General features: G+C 40.3%; 16 protein-coding genes. 14 read left to right on the top strand and 2 right to left on the bottom strand.

The annotated features are described in order from the left end of the window. Positions 1–21 precede the first annotated feature (21 nt). Positions 22–621: a YdcF family protein gene (locus AC0VYJ_RS18955; protein ID WP_475365890.1), complete on the bottom strand. Its 600-nt coding sequence runs from the start codon at positions 619–621 to the stop codon at positions 22–24. A gap of 206 nt (positions 622–827) precedes the next feature. Between AC0VYJ_RS18955 and AC0VYJ_RS18950 the strand changes: the two genes are divergently transcribed. From AC0VYJ_RS18950 to AC0VYJ_RS18890, 13 genes are all read left to right on the top strand, one after another. Beyond that, on the top strand, positions 828–2,126 hold the full coding sequence (locus tag AC0VYJ_RS18950) for an ABC transporter substrate-binding protein (RefSeq protein ID WP_475365889.1): 1,299 nt from the start codon (positions 828–830) through the stop codon (positions 2,124–2,126). 59 nt (positions 2,127–2,185) lie between these two features. Continuing rightward, positions 2,186–3,151: a carbohydrate ABC transporter permease gene (locus AC0VYJ_RS18945; RefSeq protein ID WP_475365888.1), complete on the top strand. Its 966-nt coding sequence runs from the start codon at positions 2,186–2,188 to the stop codon at positions 3,149–3,151. Then, on the top strand, positions 3,151–3,972 hold the full coding sequence (locus AC0VYJ_RS18940; RefSeq protein WP_475365887.1) for a carbohydrate ABC transporter permease: 822 nt from the start codon (positions 3,151–3,153) through the stop codon (positions 3,970–3,972). Before AC0VYJ_RS18945 ends, AC0VYJ_RS18940 begins: the two co-directional genes overlap by 1 nt. Before the next feature lie 243 nt (positions 3,973–4,215). Next, positions 4,216–5,694, top strand: a complete 1,479-nt coding sequence (locus tag AC0VYJ_RS18935; RefSeq protein WP_475365886.1) for a circularly permuted type 2 ATP-grasp protein — start codon at positions 4,216–4,218, stop codon at positions 5,692–5,694. Then, positions 5,675–6,640 carry an alpha-E domain-containing protein gene (locus tag AC0VYJ_RS18930; protein ID WP_475365885.1) on the top strand — a complete coding sequence of 322 codons (966 nt, stop codon included), beginning with the start codon at positions 5,675–5,677 and terminating at the stop codon, positions 6,638–6,640. Before AC0VYJ_RS18935 ends, AC0VYJ_RS18930 begins: the two co-directional genes overlap by 20 nt. Next, positions 6,637–7,503, top strand: a complete 867-nt coding sequence (locus AC0VYJ_RS18925; RefSeq protein WP_303534152.1) for a transglutaminase family protein — start codon at positions 6,637–6,639, stop codon at positions 7,501–7,503. The genes AC0VYJ_RS18930 and AC0VYJ_RS18925 overlap by 4 nt, the downstream gene beginning before the upstream one ends. Positions 7,504–7,660: 157 nt before the next feature. Next, positions 7,661–8,854: a CdaR family transcriptional regulator gene (locus AC0VYJ_RS18920; RefSeq protein ID WP_430245788.1), complete on the top strand. Its 1,194-nt coding sequence runs from the start codon at positions 7,661–7,663 to the stop codon at positions 8,852–8,854. A gap of 142 nt (positions 8,855–8,996) precedes the next feature. Beyond that, positions 8,997–10,724: a sugar phosphorylase gene (locus AC0VYJ_RS18915; RefSeq protein ID WP_475365884.1), complete on the top strand. Its 1,728-nt coding sequence runs from the start codon at positions 8,997–8,999 to the stop codon at positions 10,722–10,724. Beyond that, complete coding sequence (locus AC0VYJ_RS18910; protein WP_475365883.1) at positions 10,721–11,860, top strand: glycerate kinase family protein; 1,140 nt, start codon at positions 10,721–10,723, stop codon at positions 11,858–11,860. Before AC0VYJ_RS18915 ends, AC0VYJ_RS18910 begins: the two co-directional genes overlap by 4 nt. Before the next feature lie 3 nt (positions 11,861–11,863). Then, a complete protein-coding gene (locus AC0VYJ_RS18905) occupies positions 11,864–13,495 on the top strand; it encodes a sodium:solute symporter family protein (RefSeq protein WP_475365882.1) in 1,632 nt (543 codons plus the stop codon). Between the two features lie 15 nt (positions 13,496–13,510). Continuing rightward, positions 13,511–14,050 (top strand): hypothetical protein, encoded by a 540-nt coding sequence (locus tag AC0VYJ_RS18900; RefSeq protein WP_430245794.1) that lies wholly within the window; start codon positions 13,511–13,513, stop codon positions 14,048–14,050. A 190-nt stretch (positions 14,051–14,240) separates the two neighbouring features. Further along, entirely contained in the window at positions 14,241–17,207 is a 2,967-nt protein-coding gene (gene fdhF, locus AC0VYJ_RS18895) for a formate dehydrogenase subunit alpha (protein ID WP_475365881.1), read from the top strand. Then, positions 17,191–17,721: a helical membrane plugin domain-containing protein gene (locus tag AC0VYJ_RS18890; protein WP_430245797.1), complete on the top strand. Its 531-nt coding sequence runs from the start codon at positions 17,191–17,193 to the stop codon at positions 17,719–17,721. The genes fdhF and AC0VYJ_RS18890 overlap by 17 nt, the downstream gene beginning before the upstream one ends. 46 nt (positions 17,722–17,767) lie before the next feature. Here AC0VYJ_RS18890 and AC0VYJ_RS18885 read toward each other — a convergent pair whose 3' ends face one another. Further along, positions 17,768–18,250 carry a VanZ family protein gene (locus tag AC0VYJ_RS18885; protein WP_475365880.1) on the bottom strand — a complete coding sequence of 161 codons (483 nt, stop codon included), beginning with the start codon at positions 18,248–18,250 and terminating at the stop codon, positions 17,768–17,770. A 176-nt stretch (positions 18,251–18,426) separates the two neighbouring features. Between AC0VYJ_RS18885 and AC0VYJ_RS18880 the strand changes: the two genes are divergently transcribed. Next, positions 18,427–19,755, top strand: a complete 1,329-nt coding sequence (locus AC0VYJ_RS18880; RefSeq protein WP_475365879.1) for a UDP-glucose dehydrogenase family protein — start codon at positions 18,427–18,429, stop codon at positions 19,753–19,755. Positions 19,756–19,810 lie beyond the last annotated feature (55 nt).

The raw sequence follows: 19,810 nt of genomic DNA, 5'->3' as shown, positions 1-19,810 counted from the left end.
AAACCGACTAGCGGTTTTTTGTTATTGGAATGGTAGATCCTTCAAAATGCCTTTCTGTATATACTTCTGCATGGAGTGAAGTTCTTTCATGACTCTAGCGTTTTCTCTATCATTCTTCCACCAGTTGTCTCCCTGTCCAGATTCTCTGTCATCGGGGCAGAGAGTATAGGAGATCCAGTCCGGCATATAGGTGGTGAGAGTTAAGTGACACCTTTTCATGTGATAGGGGGAGCTCACAATTAGAAGTCTATTGATGTGATTCAGCCCAAATGAGCGTTGAAGTACCATAAGTGAAGCAATGACGTTTTCTGTCGTATTCGCTGCTTCGAGTTCGAGAAGAATATCTTCCTCGGGTACGCCAAAGTTAAGTAAGTGGTTTTTCATCCAAATGGCTTCTGACTCTTCTTCTTTACCCCATCTTGCTGCAGATCCGGAAACTAAAATTTTTGGAGCGCGCTCGTTATGATATAGTCTGGCTGCTTTTTGAACGCGATGGATCGTTTTTGCACCAAAAACGAGAATGCACTCTCCCTCTTTTCCATCATCTACAATGCTATCGAACATGAAAGAAGTAATTTGTTGCCTTGAGAGATTGTCCAGATTAACTTCAGAAAACATCATTTCTCTTTCACCTCGTTAGGACATTTCTTAGTAACTCTCTTCTCCTTTTAATCAAGAGATCCTTTCTTTCGTAGTTCTGTACTAGCTTATGAGCAAGACCACAAAAAAGTGAAGATAACAACAAAAATATGAAGGCGCTTACATGGGTTGGGAGCCATTCAATTTGATAAAGTAAATATAATAAAAGAAACGGGGGGATTGATTGTATGAAGGGAACGTTGAAAAAACTTACGGGATGGATTCTCGTTCTTGTCCTCGCTCTTGTACCACTTTCTGCTTGTTCAAACTCTGGGGAAACGAATAGCAGTAGTGAAGGAAGTGCTAGTAAAGAAGAAACGCTTGATATTTTTAGCTGGTGGACAGGTGCTGGTGAAGAGGATGGATTGAATGCGCTAATTGACTTATTTAAAGAAGAATACCCTGATATTGAAGTAGAAAACGCAGCAGTTGCGGGCGGAGCAGGAACGAACGCGAAAGCCGTGCTTGCAAGTCGCATGCAGGGTGATGATCCACCAGCAACGTTCCAGGTTCATGGTGGTTCTGAATTGAACGATGGATGGGTTGCGGCTGACAAAATGGAAACGCTTAACGACCTGTATGAATCCGAAGGTTGGGGAGATAAGTTTCCTGAAGATTTAATTGATCTTGTTAGTAAAGATGGAGATATCTATTCGGTTCCTGTGAATATTCATCGCGGAAATGTTCTTTGGTATAACACGAGCATTTTTGAAGAGAACGGTGTCGAGCCGCCAGCGACGTTTGATGAATTCTTCGCTGCTGCTGACCAATTACAAGAAGCTGGTGTTACGCCGCTTGCTCTTGGAGACAAAGAGCCCTGGACAGCAACTCATTTGTTTGAGACTGCGCTCTTAGGAACGCTTGGAGCAGATGATTACAAAAAGCTTTTCACTGGAGAAATGTCGTTTAGTGATCCGAAAGTAAAGGAAGCCGCTGAGAACTTTAAGAAGATGCTCAGCTATGTGAATGAAGACCATAGCTCACGAAATTGGCAGGATGCTTCCCAGCTTGTTGCAGATGGAGAAGCGGCGATGAACGTTATGGGAGACTGGGCAAAGGGTTATTTTGTGAACGACCTTAACTTAAAGGTGAAAGAAGACTTTGGTTGGGTGGCAACACCTGGAACAGACGGTATGTTTATGGTCATTACAGATACATTTGGTCTACCAAAGGGAGTTTCAAATCCTGAAGACGTTAAGAAATTCTTATCTGTTCTTGGTTCTGTTGAAGGACAGGATGCGTTCAACCCATTAAAAGGCTCTATTCCAGCTCGTGTTGATGCCGATCTCTCGAACTATGATGAGTATGGGAAAGAAACAATTGAAGACTTTAAAAATGCTAGTCTTGCTCCAAGTCTTGCCCACGGATCGGCTGCACCTGAAGGCTTTGTCACAAAAGTGAACCAGGCGATTAATATCTTTGTTACACAGCAGGATGTGGATCAATTTATTAGTTCGCTAGAAGATGCTTCAGGCGATCTTAAGTAAAAGAGGATGGGGGGAGAGGGATTGCTCTTCTCCCTTTTTCTATCGTAAGGGGGATGAGGATGAAGACTGAAACAATGATAAACCAATCTGTTAAAGCTGTAACAACTCGAAAAAGACGTTCACTTACGAAAGATCACATAATCGCCATTGCATTCCTTATTCCATCCATCCTATTAGTAGGTGTTTTTGTTTATGGTTTTATCGGATGGACTGGCTATGTCTCTTTGAGTAATTGGAATTCACTTGTACCAGACTTTTCATTTGTTGGATTGAAAAATTACATCTACTTGTTTAGTGATTTTCGTTTTCAAGCTGACTTACGAAATACACTATTTTTTACGATTCTCTTCATTCTAGTCGTGATTGTGGTGGGGCAGTTTCTTGCCATTCTTCTTGATCAAAAAATCCAGCAGGAGTCACTCTTTCGAAATATCTTTTTCTTTCCGATGGCGCTTTCGTTTGTTGTAACGGGTGTAGTTTGGCAATGGCTATTAAACCCTTCGACAGGTGTTAACCTATTTCTTGAAAAGATTGGTCTTGATTCAAAATGGTACACGGATACAACCATTTTCCCTGCAATTGGATGGGGAAAGATTGAATTCGGGATTCCGGTAGCGATGATTGCCGTTGTGATTGCTGCAGTATGGCAAATGACGGGCTTCTCTGTTGCCATGTATCTTGCCGGTTTACGTGGGGTGCCTGAAGAAGTGCGAGAAGCAGCGAGAATGGATGGAGCGAATGAATTCCAAGTATATTGGAAAATCATCATGCCGATCCTTCGCCCGATTACGGTTAGTGTCATTATTATTATGGCTCATATTTCACTTAAAATTTTCGATTTGATTTACGCAATGACAGGTCCTGGAGCGAACTTTGTAACCGATGTTCCAGGTGTATATATGTACGAAACGACGTTCCGTGGTAATTATTACGCAAACGGAGCAGCCATTGCTGTGGTCATGCTTCTCGCTGTTGCTATCTTTATCGTTCCATATCTGTGGTCGAGTCGAAAGGGGGAAACTTGATGGCGATTAGAACGATCACCCGTCCGCTTCTTTATGCTCTCCTTATTGCTTTATCATGCTTTTATTTAATGCCAGTTTACGTCATGATCATAACGAGCCTGAAGCCTCTTGAAGAAGTGACCTTAAGTCAAATGTGGCAGTTACCTTCAACACTTGATTTTAGTAGTTATTCAGTAGCGTTTACGAAGCTTGCTCCAAACTTATTAAATAGTTTCTATCTTGTTATCCCAGCTACATTGCTATCAGCGTTATTAGGATCACTTAACGGCTACGTACTTTCAAAGTGGAAGTTTAAAGGCGCAAATACGCTATTTACGGTTATTTTGTTCGGAATGTTTATACCCTATCAAAGTATCCTTATCCCGCTCATTCAGTTTCTTAGAGAAATCGGATTATATAATTCTATTGCAGGGCTTATCTTTGTTCACGTTGTGTATGGGATTCCGATTACGACACTTATGTTTCGCAATTTCTATGCTAGCATTCCTGATTCGATGATTGAATCTGCCAAAATAGATGGGGCAGGGTTTATCGGAATTTACCGTTTCATCATGATGCCTTTATCAATTACAGGGTTTGTTGTAGTCGCAATCTGGCAGTTTACGAACATCTGGAATGAATTTTTATTTGCTGTCACGATCACAACATCTGATCAACAACCTGTTATGGTTGCTCTTCAGAATTTATCCGGCAGTCAAATCGTTCAATGGAATGTACAAATGGCAGGTGCACTCCTTGCTGCACTGCCAACTCTACTCGTTTATATTTTCTTAGGTAAGTTTTTTGTAAAAGGATTACTTGCGGGATCAGTAAAAGGGTGAAATCCACTTTTGATAAGAGCAGCTCATGCTGTTCTTTTTTTTACTCATTTACGTTCTGTGATGACCTTTCACATGGATGATTCAAAAATCGAGAAAACAACATCATGAGATAACATTGCTATTTTTATTTGAATGAGTGTCTTAAATAGAGGGATTTCGATGCTTTATCTTGAAATTTGTTAGAATAGTTAGAAAAATGGTAAAATTAATAAGTGATCTTATAATAGTGGAGGGGGAGTGCTGATGTTTCATTCGTATAAAGTAGATGGTTACTTTGATGAAATGCTTGAAGAAGGCAAGAAACCAAGGGGACATTGCAAACCGTTCCATGAGAAATTAAACGAGGTAGCTCCGGAAGAATTACAGTCGAGGTATGAACTAGCGCAAAGCGATTTTCTTCGCCAGGGCATTACGTTTACCGTTTATAGTGACAATGAGGGTACAGAACGGACAATGCCATTTGATTTTGTTCCCAAAATAATTCCACCAGACGAATGGCAACATCTTGAGCGAGGACTCATGCAGCGATTTGATGCGCTCAATGCTTTTCTTGATGACGTCTATCACGAACAAAACATTCTTAAAGACGGCATTATTCCACGGGATCTGATCGTCAATTGCCAGCATTTTTTCGAACAAGTGGCAGGGATTGATCTTCCGAGAAGGCAGCATATTTTTATGGCAGGAATTGATTTAATTCGGGATGATAATGGGGAGTATCGCGTTCTAGAAGATAATCTTCGTAATCCCTCTGGCCTCTCTTATGTTTTTCAAAACCGTTATGTAATGAGAAAAGTTTACCCTGAATTTTTCAATCAATATTCTGTTCAATCTCTTGAACAGCAATTTTCATATCTTCACTCAGCAATGGCCTCGCTTGCTCCTGATGATAGCACATCACCGACGATTGTATTATTAACACCTGGTGTTCATAATTCAGCATACTACGACCACTCTTTTATTGCTCAGCGAACAGGAATTGAACTCGTAGAAGGCAGAGACCTTGTTGTGAGGGAGCGACAGGTGTTTATGAAAACTGCTCGTGGATTGAAGAAGGTAGATGTGATCTATCGTAGAATAGACGACGAGTTTCTTGACCCACTGGAATTTCGTGAAGATTCGCTTCTTGGGGTTCCAGGGCTCATTGATGTGTATCGTGCGGGAAATGTTTCGATATTAAATGGTATTGGTAATGGAGTTGCCGATGATAAAGCGATCTATCATTTTGTTCCTGATATGATTCGCTATTATTTAAAGGAAGAGCCACTAGTGAAAAATGTCGATACATATCTTCTGAGATATGACGATCAGTTGGAATATGTTCTTGATCATTTGTCAGAGTTAGTCGTCAAACACACGAACGCTTCAGGCGGTTATAACATGCTCATCGGTCCTCATGCTACGGAAGAGGAGATTGAAGCCTATCGAGCGCAAATTTTAAAAAATCCATCTGAATTTATTGCTCAACCGACAATTAAATTATCTCGCCTCCCAGCATTTAAAGAAGACCGCTTTGCTGCATGTCACGTTGATCTTCGCGTGTTTATATTTGGTGGAGAGAAGACTCACGTATTTCCTGGTGGGTTAACACGTGTCGCTCTCAAGGAAGGGTCTCTTGTTGTCAATTCTTCACAAGGAGGCGGAGCGAAAGATACGTGGGTACTAGAAGAGAATCCAATTGTAACGGGGGGGAGTGACAACCATGCTAAGCAGAGTAGCTGATTCGCTTTATTGGTTAACCCGAAATGTCGAACGAGCAGAGAATAATGCGCGATTGATCGCGGTTAAGTTAACGAGTCGTCTTGAGAATGCCAATCCAATCGAAGAGACGAATCAGAACTGGTATGAACTGATTGAAATAAGCGGATTTCAAGAAGTTTTTGATGAAGAACATGATCGATCGATGGATCGAAATGTGATGGAGTTTCTACTGTTTTCAGGAAAAAATCCTAATTCAGTACTCAATACAATAACTATTGCTAGGGAAAATGCACGCGCTGTTCGAGAAATTATTCCCAATGAACTATGGGAAAGTATTAATTCTTTTTATTTAAAATTAAAGCAACAAAGCCACACGCCATGGACGATGGAAGAAGTTAGCGATATTTGTGAATTTGTTAAGAAGGAATCTCTTCTATTTCAGGGGATTGTTGAAGCAACAATGCCGCGAGGAGATGCTTATCTTTTCATGGAGATGGGTAAACACCTGGAAAGAGCTGAGAAGGCAGCTCGCATATTAGATGTTTATTATCACAAAAATTTAGAGAGCTACCAGAATACAGAAATTGTGGAGTATCATCACTGGTGGTCAGTTCTTCAATCTGTGAGTGGACATGAAGCTTACATTAAAACGTATCGACCGTTGATTAAAAGTCGCAATGTCGCTGAGTTTTTCATTTTAAATGCTGAGTTTCCGAGGTCAATGATGTACTGTATTCAAAAAGTGCGAAATGCATTTGTCGCGCTTGAAGATGGTCATGTCGAACATTATTCAGAATCACTTGCACAAGAGCTCGAGCACCTTGCCAATGATCTTTATGATTTTTCAATCGAAGAAATTTTGAATCAAGGAGCTCATGCGTTTCTTCAGAGTTTTCAACACAGATGTATGACGATCGGCATGCACATTACGAAAACCTACTACCTGGGGGAAGTTGTGATACCATGAAATATGAAGTTACCCAAACGAACACTTATCACTATGAGCTGCCAGTAAGGCAGAGTATTAATCAGTTCAGATTGCGACCACTTCATGATGTGCAACAAACGCTTCATGACTATCGCGTTCGCATCCAACCTGAAAGTAAGACTTACGGACATACCGACTATTGGGGCAACTATGTTGAAACGTTCTATCTATGGGGTGAACATCAAGATCTTGAAATTGAAACGATTTCAACGATTGAAATTCATCCACTTGCGCTGGATGTTACTTTACCACTTACGGATAACCAGCTAGCTGAACTTCATTCAGAATCTTTTAAGCAAGCACATGCCGAATATATGATCGAAACGGATTATACGACAATCTCCAAGCACGTGATGGAAGAAGAAACGCGAGAGCTTTGGGCAAATGCTAGAGATGAACTTGACTTCGCAGTGAAGCTTAATGAACATATTTATAACACGATGGAGTACGTGTCAGGAGCCACAAATGTTGAAACGACCGCTGAAAAAATTCTCACTCATCGTACAGGCGTTTGTCAGGATTATACTCATCTAATGCTTGCGCTCTGTAGGCATCGAGGAATTCCAGCTCGCTATGTTAGTGGATATATTTATATTGGGGAGAATTCCGCTTACCGTGGGGACGCGGCAACTCATGCGTGGCTTGAAGTAAAAGTGCCGGGCCTAGCCTGGATTGGCCTTGATCCAACGAATAATGCCGTAGCTCGCGAACAGCACATTCGGATTGCAGTAGGCCGAGACTATCGTGATATTTCTCCTCTAAAAGGGGTATATATCGGCGGAGCTCACACGCTTAACGTTAGTGTAGGTGTAAAGAATTTAGAAGAACGGGTCAGCGGGTAAGAAGCTGCCCGTTTTTTATATTAGAAATTCTTCCATCACTAAAACAGCTTGAAAGCATGGAAATAGTAGTAGCATTCATGTAAGGTTTTGTTTATTAGATATTTTTTTCTTAAGCGATACCTTTACCGCTAATCAAACAGAAAAGAGGCGACAATGGTTGATTATTTCACCTCCGCTAGCTCAATCAATCGTAGAAGAAACAGAGAGGATCATTAGTCGCAATATTAATTTTATGGATAGTGAAGGAAAAATTATTGCTAGTACTGATCCAAATCGTATCGGGCACTTCCATGAAGGAGCCTATAATGTTCTGCAACGGCAACAAAGTTTAGTGATCGAAGAGGATGATGAGTTAGAAGGAACGAGAAAAGGCATAAACCTCCCCGTTTTTTTGCATGACCAGATTATTGGTGTGATCGGTATTACCGGAGCCCCTGAAGAAATCAAACAGATGGGCGAGGTAATCCAAAAAATGACTGAAATTCTTGTAAAGGAAGCTTACTTTGATGAACAGCTCGAACTAGAAGATCGAGCGAAAGAAGCGTTTATTGATGAATGGATCGATGGAAAGTGGGAAAATGATAAATTATTTGCATCAAGAGGATGGATTCTTGGCATCAATGTCCATATTCCGAGAGTCGCTGTCATTCTTGATATGATCGGGATGAATGATCTTATTTATAATAAATTATCAAGCTACCAAGCTGATGTTAAAGGAGAACTTGAAATTCAGCGTTTTCGTCGAGATATTCTTCAAGAGATTCAATCGAGGTTTCCACCCAATAGTCAGCATGTGATCATACCAACAGGAAGTACACGTTATATTCTTTTATTATCCGTTAATGATCAAGTGGCCGAGGTGAATCGTAAAGGAAAGATTCAATTTCGACTGGAACAAATCCAGCAAGCTATCGAATCTTCTTACCCCTTCACAATGGCTGCGGGTATTGGAAGGATGTATACAACGCCACGAGAAATATCAAGGTCTGTACAAGAAGCAGAGAAAGCCTTGCTTCATTCCAGAAAGCAGAGTAATTTGTTTTTCTATGATCAACTTGGCATTGAATCTTTTGTGTATGATCTCGCCCCAGAAGTGAGATTAGATTTTGTTGAACGGGTTCTCCCTTTAGAACAATTAGAGAAAAAAGATCAAATGATTGAAACGCTTGAAGCTTTCTATAAAGCAAATGGCTCCATTCAAAAAGCATCGAGTGATTTATATATCCATAAGAACACTCTTCAGTACCGCTTAAAGAAAATTAGTGAATTTACTGGATATGACCCTAGAAATTATGAGGATGCTGTTCTTCTGCAAGTAGCTCTTGCTTTTTATAAATCCAACCCTACGTAAAAGACACTTTGAAAAAAGTGTCTTTTATTATGTGTACTAAAAACATATGTGTAATACGCATTTTTTTAGTTCTCTGTAACATAGAAAGCTTTCGTGAGATTTAATAAACTAATAGTAGAACATAATTCGGGAGGCATAACAGATGAGAACATCAATTCAAGGGAGCATATACAACAAGTTAGAGCGACTATACGGAGAACAAAGAGCGCTTTCTGTGACATCTGAAGTAATGGAACTAATTAAATCATATAAGCGAAAGCAAATAGAGCCTGAGAAAAAATGGGTAGATGAAAAAGATATTATGATGATTACTTATGGTGATTCTATAAAAGAAGAGGGGGAAGTTCCTCTTAGAACGCTTCGAGAATTTTTATCTGATCACCTTACTAATGAAATCAATGCGGTGCATATTCTTCCTTTCTATCCTTATACGAGCGATGACGGATTTTCAGTAATGGATTATAAAACAATAAATGAAGAGCTTGGTAATTGGGACGATATTCAAGCGCTTTCTAATCAAACGGATCTAATGTTTGACGCTGTTATAAATCATATTTCAAGTGAAAGTAATTGGTTTAAAGAATATTTGAAAGGAAACGAGGCTTATCAGGATTACTTTATTGAAGCTGATCCTGAAGCGGATTATAGCAAAGTGACGCGTCCTCGCGCACTTCCTCTTTTAACAAAAGTTGAAACGAACAATGGAGAGAAGCACATTTGGACGACGTTTAGTGAAGATCAAATTGATTTAAATTACGAAAGTGATCGTGTGCTCTTTGAAGTCCTTGATATTCTTCTCACTTATGTTGAGAAAGGAGCACGCTTTTTAAGATTAGATGCGATTGGCTTTATGTGGAAAAAACTAGGTACGACATCGATTCACCTGGAGGAAACTCATTTGCTAGTGCAGGTTATGAGAGAAGTACTTGAAGAAGCAGCACCGGGAACGATCGTAATTACAGAAACCAACGTTCCCCATAAAGATAACATTAGTTATTTTGGGGACGGTTCAAACGAAGCCCATCTTGTTTATCAATTCCCTTTACCTCCATTGACGCTCCATTCCTTTCAAACTGGCGATGCATCGGAGTTAACGAAATGGGCCAAATCCCTTGAAGCTACTACGGAAACAACCACTTATTTTAACTTTTTAGCTTCCCATGATGGAGTAGGTGTTCGACCTGTAGAAGGTATCCTATCAGCATCTGAAGTGCAGAGAATGGCGGATAAAGTTCAAGAGAATGGTGGTTACGTATCTTATAAAAATAATGGTGATGGAACAAAGAGTCCATATGAATTGAACATTAATTATTTAGATGCGATTTCAAATAATGGAGAATCGAATGAGAAAAAGGCAAAGCGGTTTATTGCAGCTCAATCAGTCCTGCTTTCATTGATGGGCGTACCTGGTATCTACGTTCATAGTTTGCTAGGCTCTCAAAATGATCAAAGTGGCGTCGATGAAACAGGACGATACCGCTCGATTAATCGAGAGAAGCTAACACGATCAACGCTTGAAGATGAACTTCAAAAGGAAGGAAGCTTACGGAATCTAGTTTTCAATGATCTTAAGAAGCTTATCAGAACGCGCAAATCAACTAAAGCTTTTCATCCCAATGCTTCTCAAGAAGTGTTGGAAATGGATCAGCGCATTTTCTCTGTTGTTCGTACGAATGAACAGACGGGAGACAGAGTTGTAGCGATTACAAATGTTTCGGATGACACCGTTACGCTCAAACGAGAAATACTTGATCTTTATTTTGATGGTACTGCTTTCGATCTCATTTCCGAGTGTGAAATTTCTTCGAATATAACGTTATCTCCTTATGAAGTTCTTTGGGTGTGTGCAACATCGGAGGTGAGTGAATGAGAATCGTTATAGCTCCTGATTCTTTTAAAGGATCTATGAGTAGTCTTAATGCCGCCCACGCCATTAATCGTGGGATAAAGGAAGTTATTCCTGATGCAGAAACGATTCTCATACCAATGGCAGATGGTGGAGAAGGAACAGTAGATGCATTAGCTACTATTCTTAATGGGCAAGAGATCGCCGTTGAAGGCATCAGTGATCCTCTTGGCCGGCCAATTAGGGCGACATATAGTTGGTTAGAATCAACATCTACTGCGATTATTGAAACAGCATCTGCTTCAGGTCTCCCTCTTCTTAAAGAAAGTGAACTCGATCCGCATCAAGCCTCTACTTATGGGACAGGACAGTTAATTGAGCATGCTCTGAATAAGAAGGCACGAAAAATCATACTCGGTTTAGGTGGTAGCGCAACTGTTGATGCAGGAACTGGTTGTTTTGAAGCGCTCGGGGTTCGGTTTCTCGATCAGAAAGGTGAAAGAATAAAGACAGATGGAGCATCTCTTGCTCGTATTTCTTCTATCGACCTTACAGCATTAGATTCTCGTCTGAATGACGTAGAAGTTGTAGTAGCGTCTGATGTAACGAATCCTTTACTTGGGAAGGAAGGCGCTATTTCTGTGTTCGGTCCACAAAAGGGTGTAAACGATATTAGTAGATTTGAAGCTGGAATGAAAAACTATGCGAATAGAGTGAGTGAAAAATTTGGCATGAATCTGGAGAACAGCGATGGAAGCGGAGCAGCTGGCGGGTTTGGTTTTAGCCTACTAGCCTACTTAGATCCAATTTTTATGAGCGGCTTCTCTTTACTTGCTGAGCATAGCTGTTTAAAAGAACAAATGAAGTCGAGTCACTTAGTGATTACGGGAGAAGGAAAGCTAGATGCCCAAACGTTATATGGTAAAGTGCCTTCGGGTATTTCTCGGCTAGCTAAATCTGTTAATGTTCCTGCGATCGCTTTCGCTGGTACTTCTACGATTCTAGAAGATAGGGAGATGGGCATTATGACCGTTCTACCTATTATTGATGAGCCAATGGAATTGAAAGAAGCCATGACTCGAGGACCAGAGTTATTGTACCGTGCAAGCAAGCGCTTTATGACGCTTTATCAATGGATTAATGAGGGGAAGGGAGAATAGAAAATGAGCCAATTCACAATGCTAGATTACGTGGTTCTTGTTGTTTATATTCTTGGGATTGCTTGGTTTGGAGCGCGTTTTGGAAAGAATCAAAACACGACAAAGGATTACTTTCTTGGCGGAAGAAGCATTCCGTGGTGGGCAATCGGGCTTTCAGTTATGGCAACACAAGCGAGTGCGATCACATTTATAGGTGCACCTGGTTGGGGATATGAAGGTGGACTAGAGCGCATTAACACGTTTATTAATGTGCCGCTTGCAATGGCTTTTCTTATCGCTACAATTGTCCCTTTTTTCTATCGAGCAGAAGTTTATACGGCTTATGAGTATTTAGAGAGACGCTTCGGAACGGGAACACGAACATTATCCGCCGCCCTCTTCTTAGTGGCTCGAGGACTTGCGACAGGTGTCGTTCTTTATGCCCCAGCATTAGTACTATCCGTTGTAACTGGATGGGATATTAAGATAACGATTATTTTAATGGCTGTGATAGCGGTATCATATACCGTGCTTGGTGGGATCAGTGCCGTTATCTGGACTGACGTAATCCAAATGTTCGTATTATGGTTAGGTGCGGCTATTAGTATCGTAGTTATTTTAGTGAAAGTTCCGGGCGGAATGACTAGTATTCTTGCCAGCGCTTCAGACGCAGGTATGCTCCAATCGCTCAATTTCTCCTTTGACCTTTCCATTGAATATAGCGTATGGGCTGGTGTGATTGGCGGCTTCTTCCTTCATGCTGCTTACTTTGGAACAGACCAAAGTCAAATTCAACGTGTTTTAACAAGTAAGTCAATACGCGAAAGTAAACTTTCACTCGTTCTAAGTGGAGTTCTATTAATCCCGCAAATGCTGCTTTTCCTTTTTATCGGTATACTTTTGTTTGCATTCTATCAAACATTTGGTGACCCAAATGTTGATAACTTGAATGAACTATTTCCACTATTCGTTGTAAACCAATTACCAGCAGGAATTTCGGGTCTTATTATTGCAGGGGTGTTTGCAGCCGCTATGTCTAGCCTGGACTCTGCTCTTAATTCATTGTCAGCCGTGTCGATTCGAGATTTCTATGGTCAATTCGTTAAAAAGAATGCATCGGATCAGCATTATTTAAAAGCATCGCGATGGGCTACAATTTTTTGGGGAATTTACGCAACAATTTTCGCTTTCTTTGCAGCTAATCTTGGTCCGGTTATTGAAGCTGTAAATAAGATAGGCTCCTATTTCTATGGTGCACTTCTGGGTGTGTTTATCCTCGCCATTTTTACAAAGCGAACAAACGGCGTAGGTGCAGTGACTGGTATTATAGCGGGGATGCTTTCTGTTTGGGGCGTTACTCAGTTTGCTGAAGTATCATGGTTATACAATAATTTCGTAGGGGCGATTGTTTCAGTAGGGGTTGGATATGTTGTTAGCTTTATTGGAGCAAAACCTAAAGCTGAGAAACTAGCAGGGCTTACGCTGTTTGATTTAGATGACGATATACAAGAAGTGTTAAAAGCACGTTCTGAAGCAGCGTCGTCTCTAAGTGATGAAGAAATTGAAGAAGAACGCCGTACGTCAAGATGGCCGATTTATTTAGTTGGGTATTTCGTTGTCGTTATGATTGTGCTCTATCTCATAGACCTGATCTAAAGGAGGTTATAGAAGATGACTTATTATATTGAACCAACAATTGATCGGCAGAAAGCTTTGAAAGCGATGAAACAATATACCTCTAGTCTGCTGCTGCGCATCGTTGAAAATAAAAAAAGGATTGAATCGAGTGAACTCGTTTATCTCCCTTTTTGGATGTATGAGTATCATCTAAAAACAACCTCATTAAAAGAAGGAATTACCGGAAGAATTGCAATCGAGTCAATCTCTGAACAAGCAGCTATTCTACCAGTGGACTACCCTCTTAAAGAAGGGAAGGTTCCTGGGGAAATGTTTACCCATTGTTCTCCAGATCCAGATAAAGCAAAACATGCGTTATATTGGGAAGCGTTTGGAAAAGAAAAAAAGAAAAAACAGATCAACATTTCTTTAGAGGAACCATCCAAACTGTATTTGCCTTATTGGGTAGGCTATATCAAAGGAAATAGAAGAGAAGTTTATATGGTGGATGGCGTAACTGGAAAAGTTGATTTACCAATGAAAGATTCTTTTCTCCATCATTTAAAAAATCAACTGAAGCACAGCTCGATATGAGCTGTGTTTTTTTGATTTTACTTAAATGTGATAATCAACACTAGAAGCCTTAATATCTTACGAAAAGCAAGAGCATTTAAATATTTTAATAGGTTAATAAATATTTTTTAGAAAATATTGTCTAAACCAATAATAAGTAGGGAAAGAAATAATTAGTAATACTGAAAATTATGATAAAGGGTGATGTCATTTGTCGGATTCCATCCATGTAACGATTAATGGTAAAAGTGAACAGATTTCAAGTGAGAAAAGTGTGCTTCAAGCACTTAATGATCATAATCTAGACTTGCCGAGCATATGTTATCATCCAAGTCTTGGAGCTATCGAAACTTGTGACACATGTATGGTGGAAGTAAACGGAGAAGTTGTAAGAGGTTGTTCAACGACTCTCTCAAATGGAGATAGCATTAACACAACAGCTTCTCACGTAAAGGAAGCTCAGAATATTGCAATGGATCGTATTCTTCATAATCACGAGCTTTATTGTACTGTCTGTGATTACAATAACGGCACGTGTGAAGTACATAATACGGTGAAACAAATGAAGATGAATCATCAGGCGATTCCTTTTGAACAAAAACCAGACCCTGTTGATAATTCAAATCCTTTCTATCGATACGATCCAGATCAGTGTATTCTTTGCGGACGCTGCGTCGAAGCTTGCCAGGATGTGCAGGTAACAGAGACGTTAACAATTGATTGGGAGAGAGAACGTCCGCGCGTCATCTGGGATAATGACGTTGATATTAATGAATCTTCTTGTGTTTCTTGTGGACATTGCTCAACCGTGTGTCCTTGTAATGCCATGATGGAGAAAGGCATGGAAGGTGAGGCTGGCTTTTTAACTGGTATTCAACAGGATGCGCTTCGCCCTATGATCGAATTAACAAAAAACGTGGAAACTGGGTATAATTCTATTCTTGCGATATCTGATATGGAATCGTCCATGCGTGAAAATGAAATTAAAAAAACAAAAACCGTATGTACGTATTGCGGTGTAGGATGTAGTTTTGACATTTGGACAAAAGGGAGAGATATCTTAAAAGTAGAGCCACAAGTAGAAGCTCCAGCGAACGGGATTTCTACTTGTGTAAAAGGGAAATTTGGCTGGGATTACGTGAATAGTGAAGAACGTTTAACAAAACCACTTATTCGAGAAGGTGATTCATTTAGAGAAGCAGAATGGGAAGAGGCACTTAAACTCATTAGCCGAAAGTTTTTTGAGGTGAAAAAAGATTATGGTGCAAATGCTCTTTCCTTTATTAGTTCTTCCAAGTGTACAAATGAAGAATCGTATTTAATGCAGAAGCTAGGAAGAAGTGTCATTGGAACAAATAACATTGATAACTGCTCTCGCTATTGCCAAACTCCAGCAACAGTAGGGTTATTCCGTACAGTAGGCCACGGTGGTGATGCTGGATCGATAAAAGATATCGAAATGTCTGAGCTTGTCATTGTTATTGGATCGAACACTTCGGAATCTCATCCTGTTTTATCAACAAGGGTAAAGCGTTCGAATAAATTGAACGGTCAAAAACTCATCGTATCCGATTTGAGAAAACATGAAATGGCTGAACGCTCTGATTTATTTATTCGTCCTTCTTCAGGTTCTGATCTTGTTTGGCTCTCTGCCGTAACGAAGTATATTATTGATCAGGGGTGGGCTGATGAGGCTTTCTTGAAGGATCGCGTGAATGGTCTTGATGACTATATCGCCAGTCTTGAGAAGTACACTATGAGCTATGCATCTGAAGTAACAGGGATTAAAGAGCCGGAATTAATCCAAATCGCTGAAATGATCCATGAAGCAAAGACAACTGTAGCGCTATGGGCAATGGGCGTCACACAACATAGTGGCGGGTCAGATACGAGTACTGCCATCTCAAATTTACTCCTTGTTACTGGAAATTATGGCAAACCAGGAGCAGGTGCCTATCCGCTTCGAGGTCATAATAATGTCCAGGGTGCGAGTGACTTTGGAAGCATGCCTGATAAAATGCCTGGTTACGAAAATGTGACCGATCAAAAAGTGCGTGATAAGTATGAAAAAGCATGGGGAACGCCACTTCCTGAAGAAGTCGGCTTAAATAATCATGAAATGGTCGAACATATTCATGAAGGAAAATTAAAAGCGATGTATTTAAAAGGAGAAGACATGGGAATTGTCGATTCTAACATTAACCATGTTCACGCTGCATTTGAGAAGCTAGACTTCTTCGTCGTGCAAGATCTTTTCCTTACGAAGACAGCGCAGTTTGCAGATGTCGTACTTCCAGCGAGTCCAAGCCTTGAAAAAGAAGGAACGTTTACAAACACGGAACGCCGTTTTCAACGTCTCTATCAGGCACTAGAACCACTTGGTGATTCGAAACCCGACTGGAAAATCATCATGGAAATCGCAAACGAAATGGGAGCAGGTTGGGATTATGACAGTCCGAGTGACATTATGGCTGAGGCTGTTCAGCTTGCTGACATGTTTGCTGGGGTTTCTTATGAACGTCTTGAAGGATATAAGAGTCAGCAGTGGCCAGTTGCGGCAGATGGCACGGATTCACCACTACTCTTTACAGAAGAATTTCCGTTTCCGGATGGAAAAGCAAGACTATTCCCAGTCGAATGGACAAAACCACTCGAGTACGATGAGCAGTACGATCTTCATGTTAATAATGGGCGTTTGCTAGAGCATTTTCATGAAGGAAATATGACGTATCGAAATGAAGGCATTAAATCGAAAACACCAAGTACGTTCGTTGAAGTTTCTCCTGAATTAGCAGAAGAAAGAGGGTTATCTGACGGAACGTTAGTTAGACTTGTGTCACCATATGGAGCTGTTAAGATTAAATGTCTTGTAACAGACCGTGTGCAAGGAAAAGAAGTATACATTCCGCTAAATGATCAAGATGATGCGGCGATTAACTTACTTACAAGTAGCAAGGCGGATAAAGATACTGACACGCCTGTTTATAAAGAAGTGAAAGCGAAGATGGAAATTTTGAAAGACAAAGGGACTTCACCACTTCCAAAGATCAATCATCGCTATGGAAATCCACAGCCTCAAAAAGGGGTCATGGTTGAGCGGAAATGGGCTAGAAAAGATTATCTCTTCCCTGGAGATATGGTGAAAAAGGAGGGCATTAACTATGGCAAAAGCCATTAAGCAAATCAAACGTATTGAAGTTTCTGAAGAAGAGAAACGCGCGAGTGATCTTAGAGAGATTGAAGATGCTTTGATTGAAAATAAAGATGCCCTTCTTGAAACATTAAGCGTTGTAGGTGGGATGAAAGATCGAGGCATCTTAACGCTTTTAAACGGTCTTTTTGGAGAAGGCGACCGCGTTCTGAAGGTCATCGTCGATCTATTAAATGTTCCGGAAAATACAACGGCGTTAAAAAATCTGATGCTTCTCTTTGGAGCAGCAGGAAAGATTAATGTTCAGGATCTTGAGCCATTGCTTTTAAAGGTAAACTCAGGTATTGAGAATGTTGCTGAGCATTCTGAAGACAACGAGAAGACTAGCTATCTGAGTCTTCTTCGCGCACTAAAAGATCCGGAGATTAATCGATCTTTAACCATTCTAATCACTTTTTTGAAAGGGATGGGGAAAGATATTGAGAACGAAGAGCAAATGACCGATAAATCACAGTCCTCTGAGGCGAGACAGGATCTTTAACTTTCTATAATTTCGCTGAAAAGCCCCGCAAATTGAGCGGGGCTTTTCAGCGTGCAGCTTTACTTTTTCTTTGTGAGATGATGACAAAGGCCATAAACGTAAGCACTATACCTAATGAATCTGGTACAAGCACATCAATTAAATGTCCCGTTCTACCCTCAACGAGACTTTGATGGTATTCATCAAATAATGCATAGAGAAAAGCTGTTAATGAGCCTAGGATAAGGGATGCTTTTCGATTGCTTTCTTTCCATGCCATGATACATAAAAAAGCTAGTAAACCGAACGAGGCAACATGGGCTCCTTTCCTAAGAAAAAATTCAACATATTGATATGGCGCTGAAGGTGTAACAAGTGCACCATCATAGGTGAATTCAATTGGGGGTAAATCCTCTTCTTGGATCGAAATCATTCCTTTAAAGAACGGTTTCATATCCTGTTTTTGATAAGGGGTATTAGAGGAGATGAAAAGTATGATCATCATTAAGAGTGCGAGGCTAAACCATTTTCGCTTACCGAACCATTTCATGCATTTTCCACTTTCTTTCTTAAGCAGTTTAGTCCCTATCATACCGAATTTCGTGCATAATAGGGAGTGGTTTTCCAAAGAAATATTAAGATTTTGTGTTGATCGAGTGAAGGGGATCTGAAATTATTTCTGCTCACTTATAATAGAAAATAGATGAAAGAGAAAGGAGATATAAGATGAAGATTGCTGTCATCGGTACCGGTTATGTCGGTCTAGTAACAGGAGTATGCCTAGCTGAAATCGGCCATCAAGTAACGTGCGTTGACGTCGACCACAAGAAAATTGCGATGATGACTGACGGCTATTCGCCTATTTTCGAACCTGATTTAGAGAAGTTAATGAAAAGAAATTTATTGGATGATCGGCTTCACTTTACAACAGCTCATCAGGAAGCATTGGCAACGGTGGACGTGATCTATATTGCGGTCGGTACACCACAACGATCTGATGGAACGTCCGACCTTCAATACATCCAGCAAGCTGCCCGACATATTGGGACATCACTTCAGCAGGATAGTATCGTTGTAACGAAAAGTACGGTCCCCGTAGGAACAAATGAACTGATACAAAAGTGGATTGAGCAAACGTTAAGGTCGAACATTAAAGTAGAAGTTGTTTCAAATCCAGAATTCTTACGAGAAGGTTCAGCTGTATATGACACGTTTCATGGAGATCGAATTGTTATTGGATCAGAGAATAAAACAGCCGCCGCAGTATTAGAAGACATTAATCAGCCTTTTGGCATTCCAATTTATCATACGGATCGGAAAAGCGCTGAACTAATTAAATATGCGTCTAACGCATTTCTAGCAACGAAGATAAGCTTTATAAATGAAATATCAGCTATTTGTGAAAAAGTTGGGGCAAATGTAGATGATGTGGCTCTTGGAATGGGAAAGGATAAGAGAATTGGGGATCAATTCCTACAAGCTGGGATTGGCTATGGGGGCTCGTGTTTTCCAAAAGATACAAACGCTCTAGTACAAATTGCAGGTAATAACCAACATAACTTTCAGTTGTTGAAATCTGTTATCGAGGTCAACAATACTCAGCAAAATAAGCTTATTCAAAAAGCGAAAGAGGTAGTTGGACCACTTCAAGGGAAAAGAGTAGCGTTACTCGGTTTAGCTTTCAAACCTAATACAGACGATATGCGTGAGGCGGCCTCTATCCCAATTGCTCGCTCTTTAGTAGAAGAAGGAGCAGAAGTTCTTGCTTATGATCCCATTGCGATATCGAATGCTAAAGGCCACTTGCCTAAAGAAGTGATCTTTAAAGAATCCTTAATAGAGGTTTTAACTGGAGCAGATGCGGCACTCATCATAACAGAATGGAAAGAAATTAAAGAGCTAGATTTAGATGTATATGTGAAACGAATGACTTCTCCCATTGTGATAGACGGAAGGAATTGTTATTCATTAGAAGATACGGCGAAATATCCACTACACTATATCTCTATAGGTCGGCCCACCATTAATCAATTACAAGTCTCTTCAATGGTTTAATAATTCGACAAAGCAGCCTTAGCTGTTCGTCGAATTTTTTTGAACTTTTTATATT

It is taken from the genome of Anaerobacillus sp. 63XJN7_5_ISO-PGPR-S23-430, from assembly GCF_056173695.1.
Note: the sequence above shows the minus strand (reverse complement) of the source record. Positions and strands in the feature narration are given on the sequence as shown.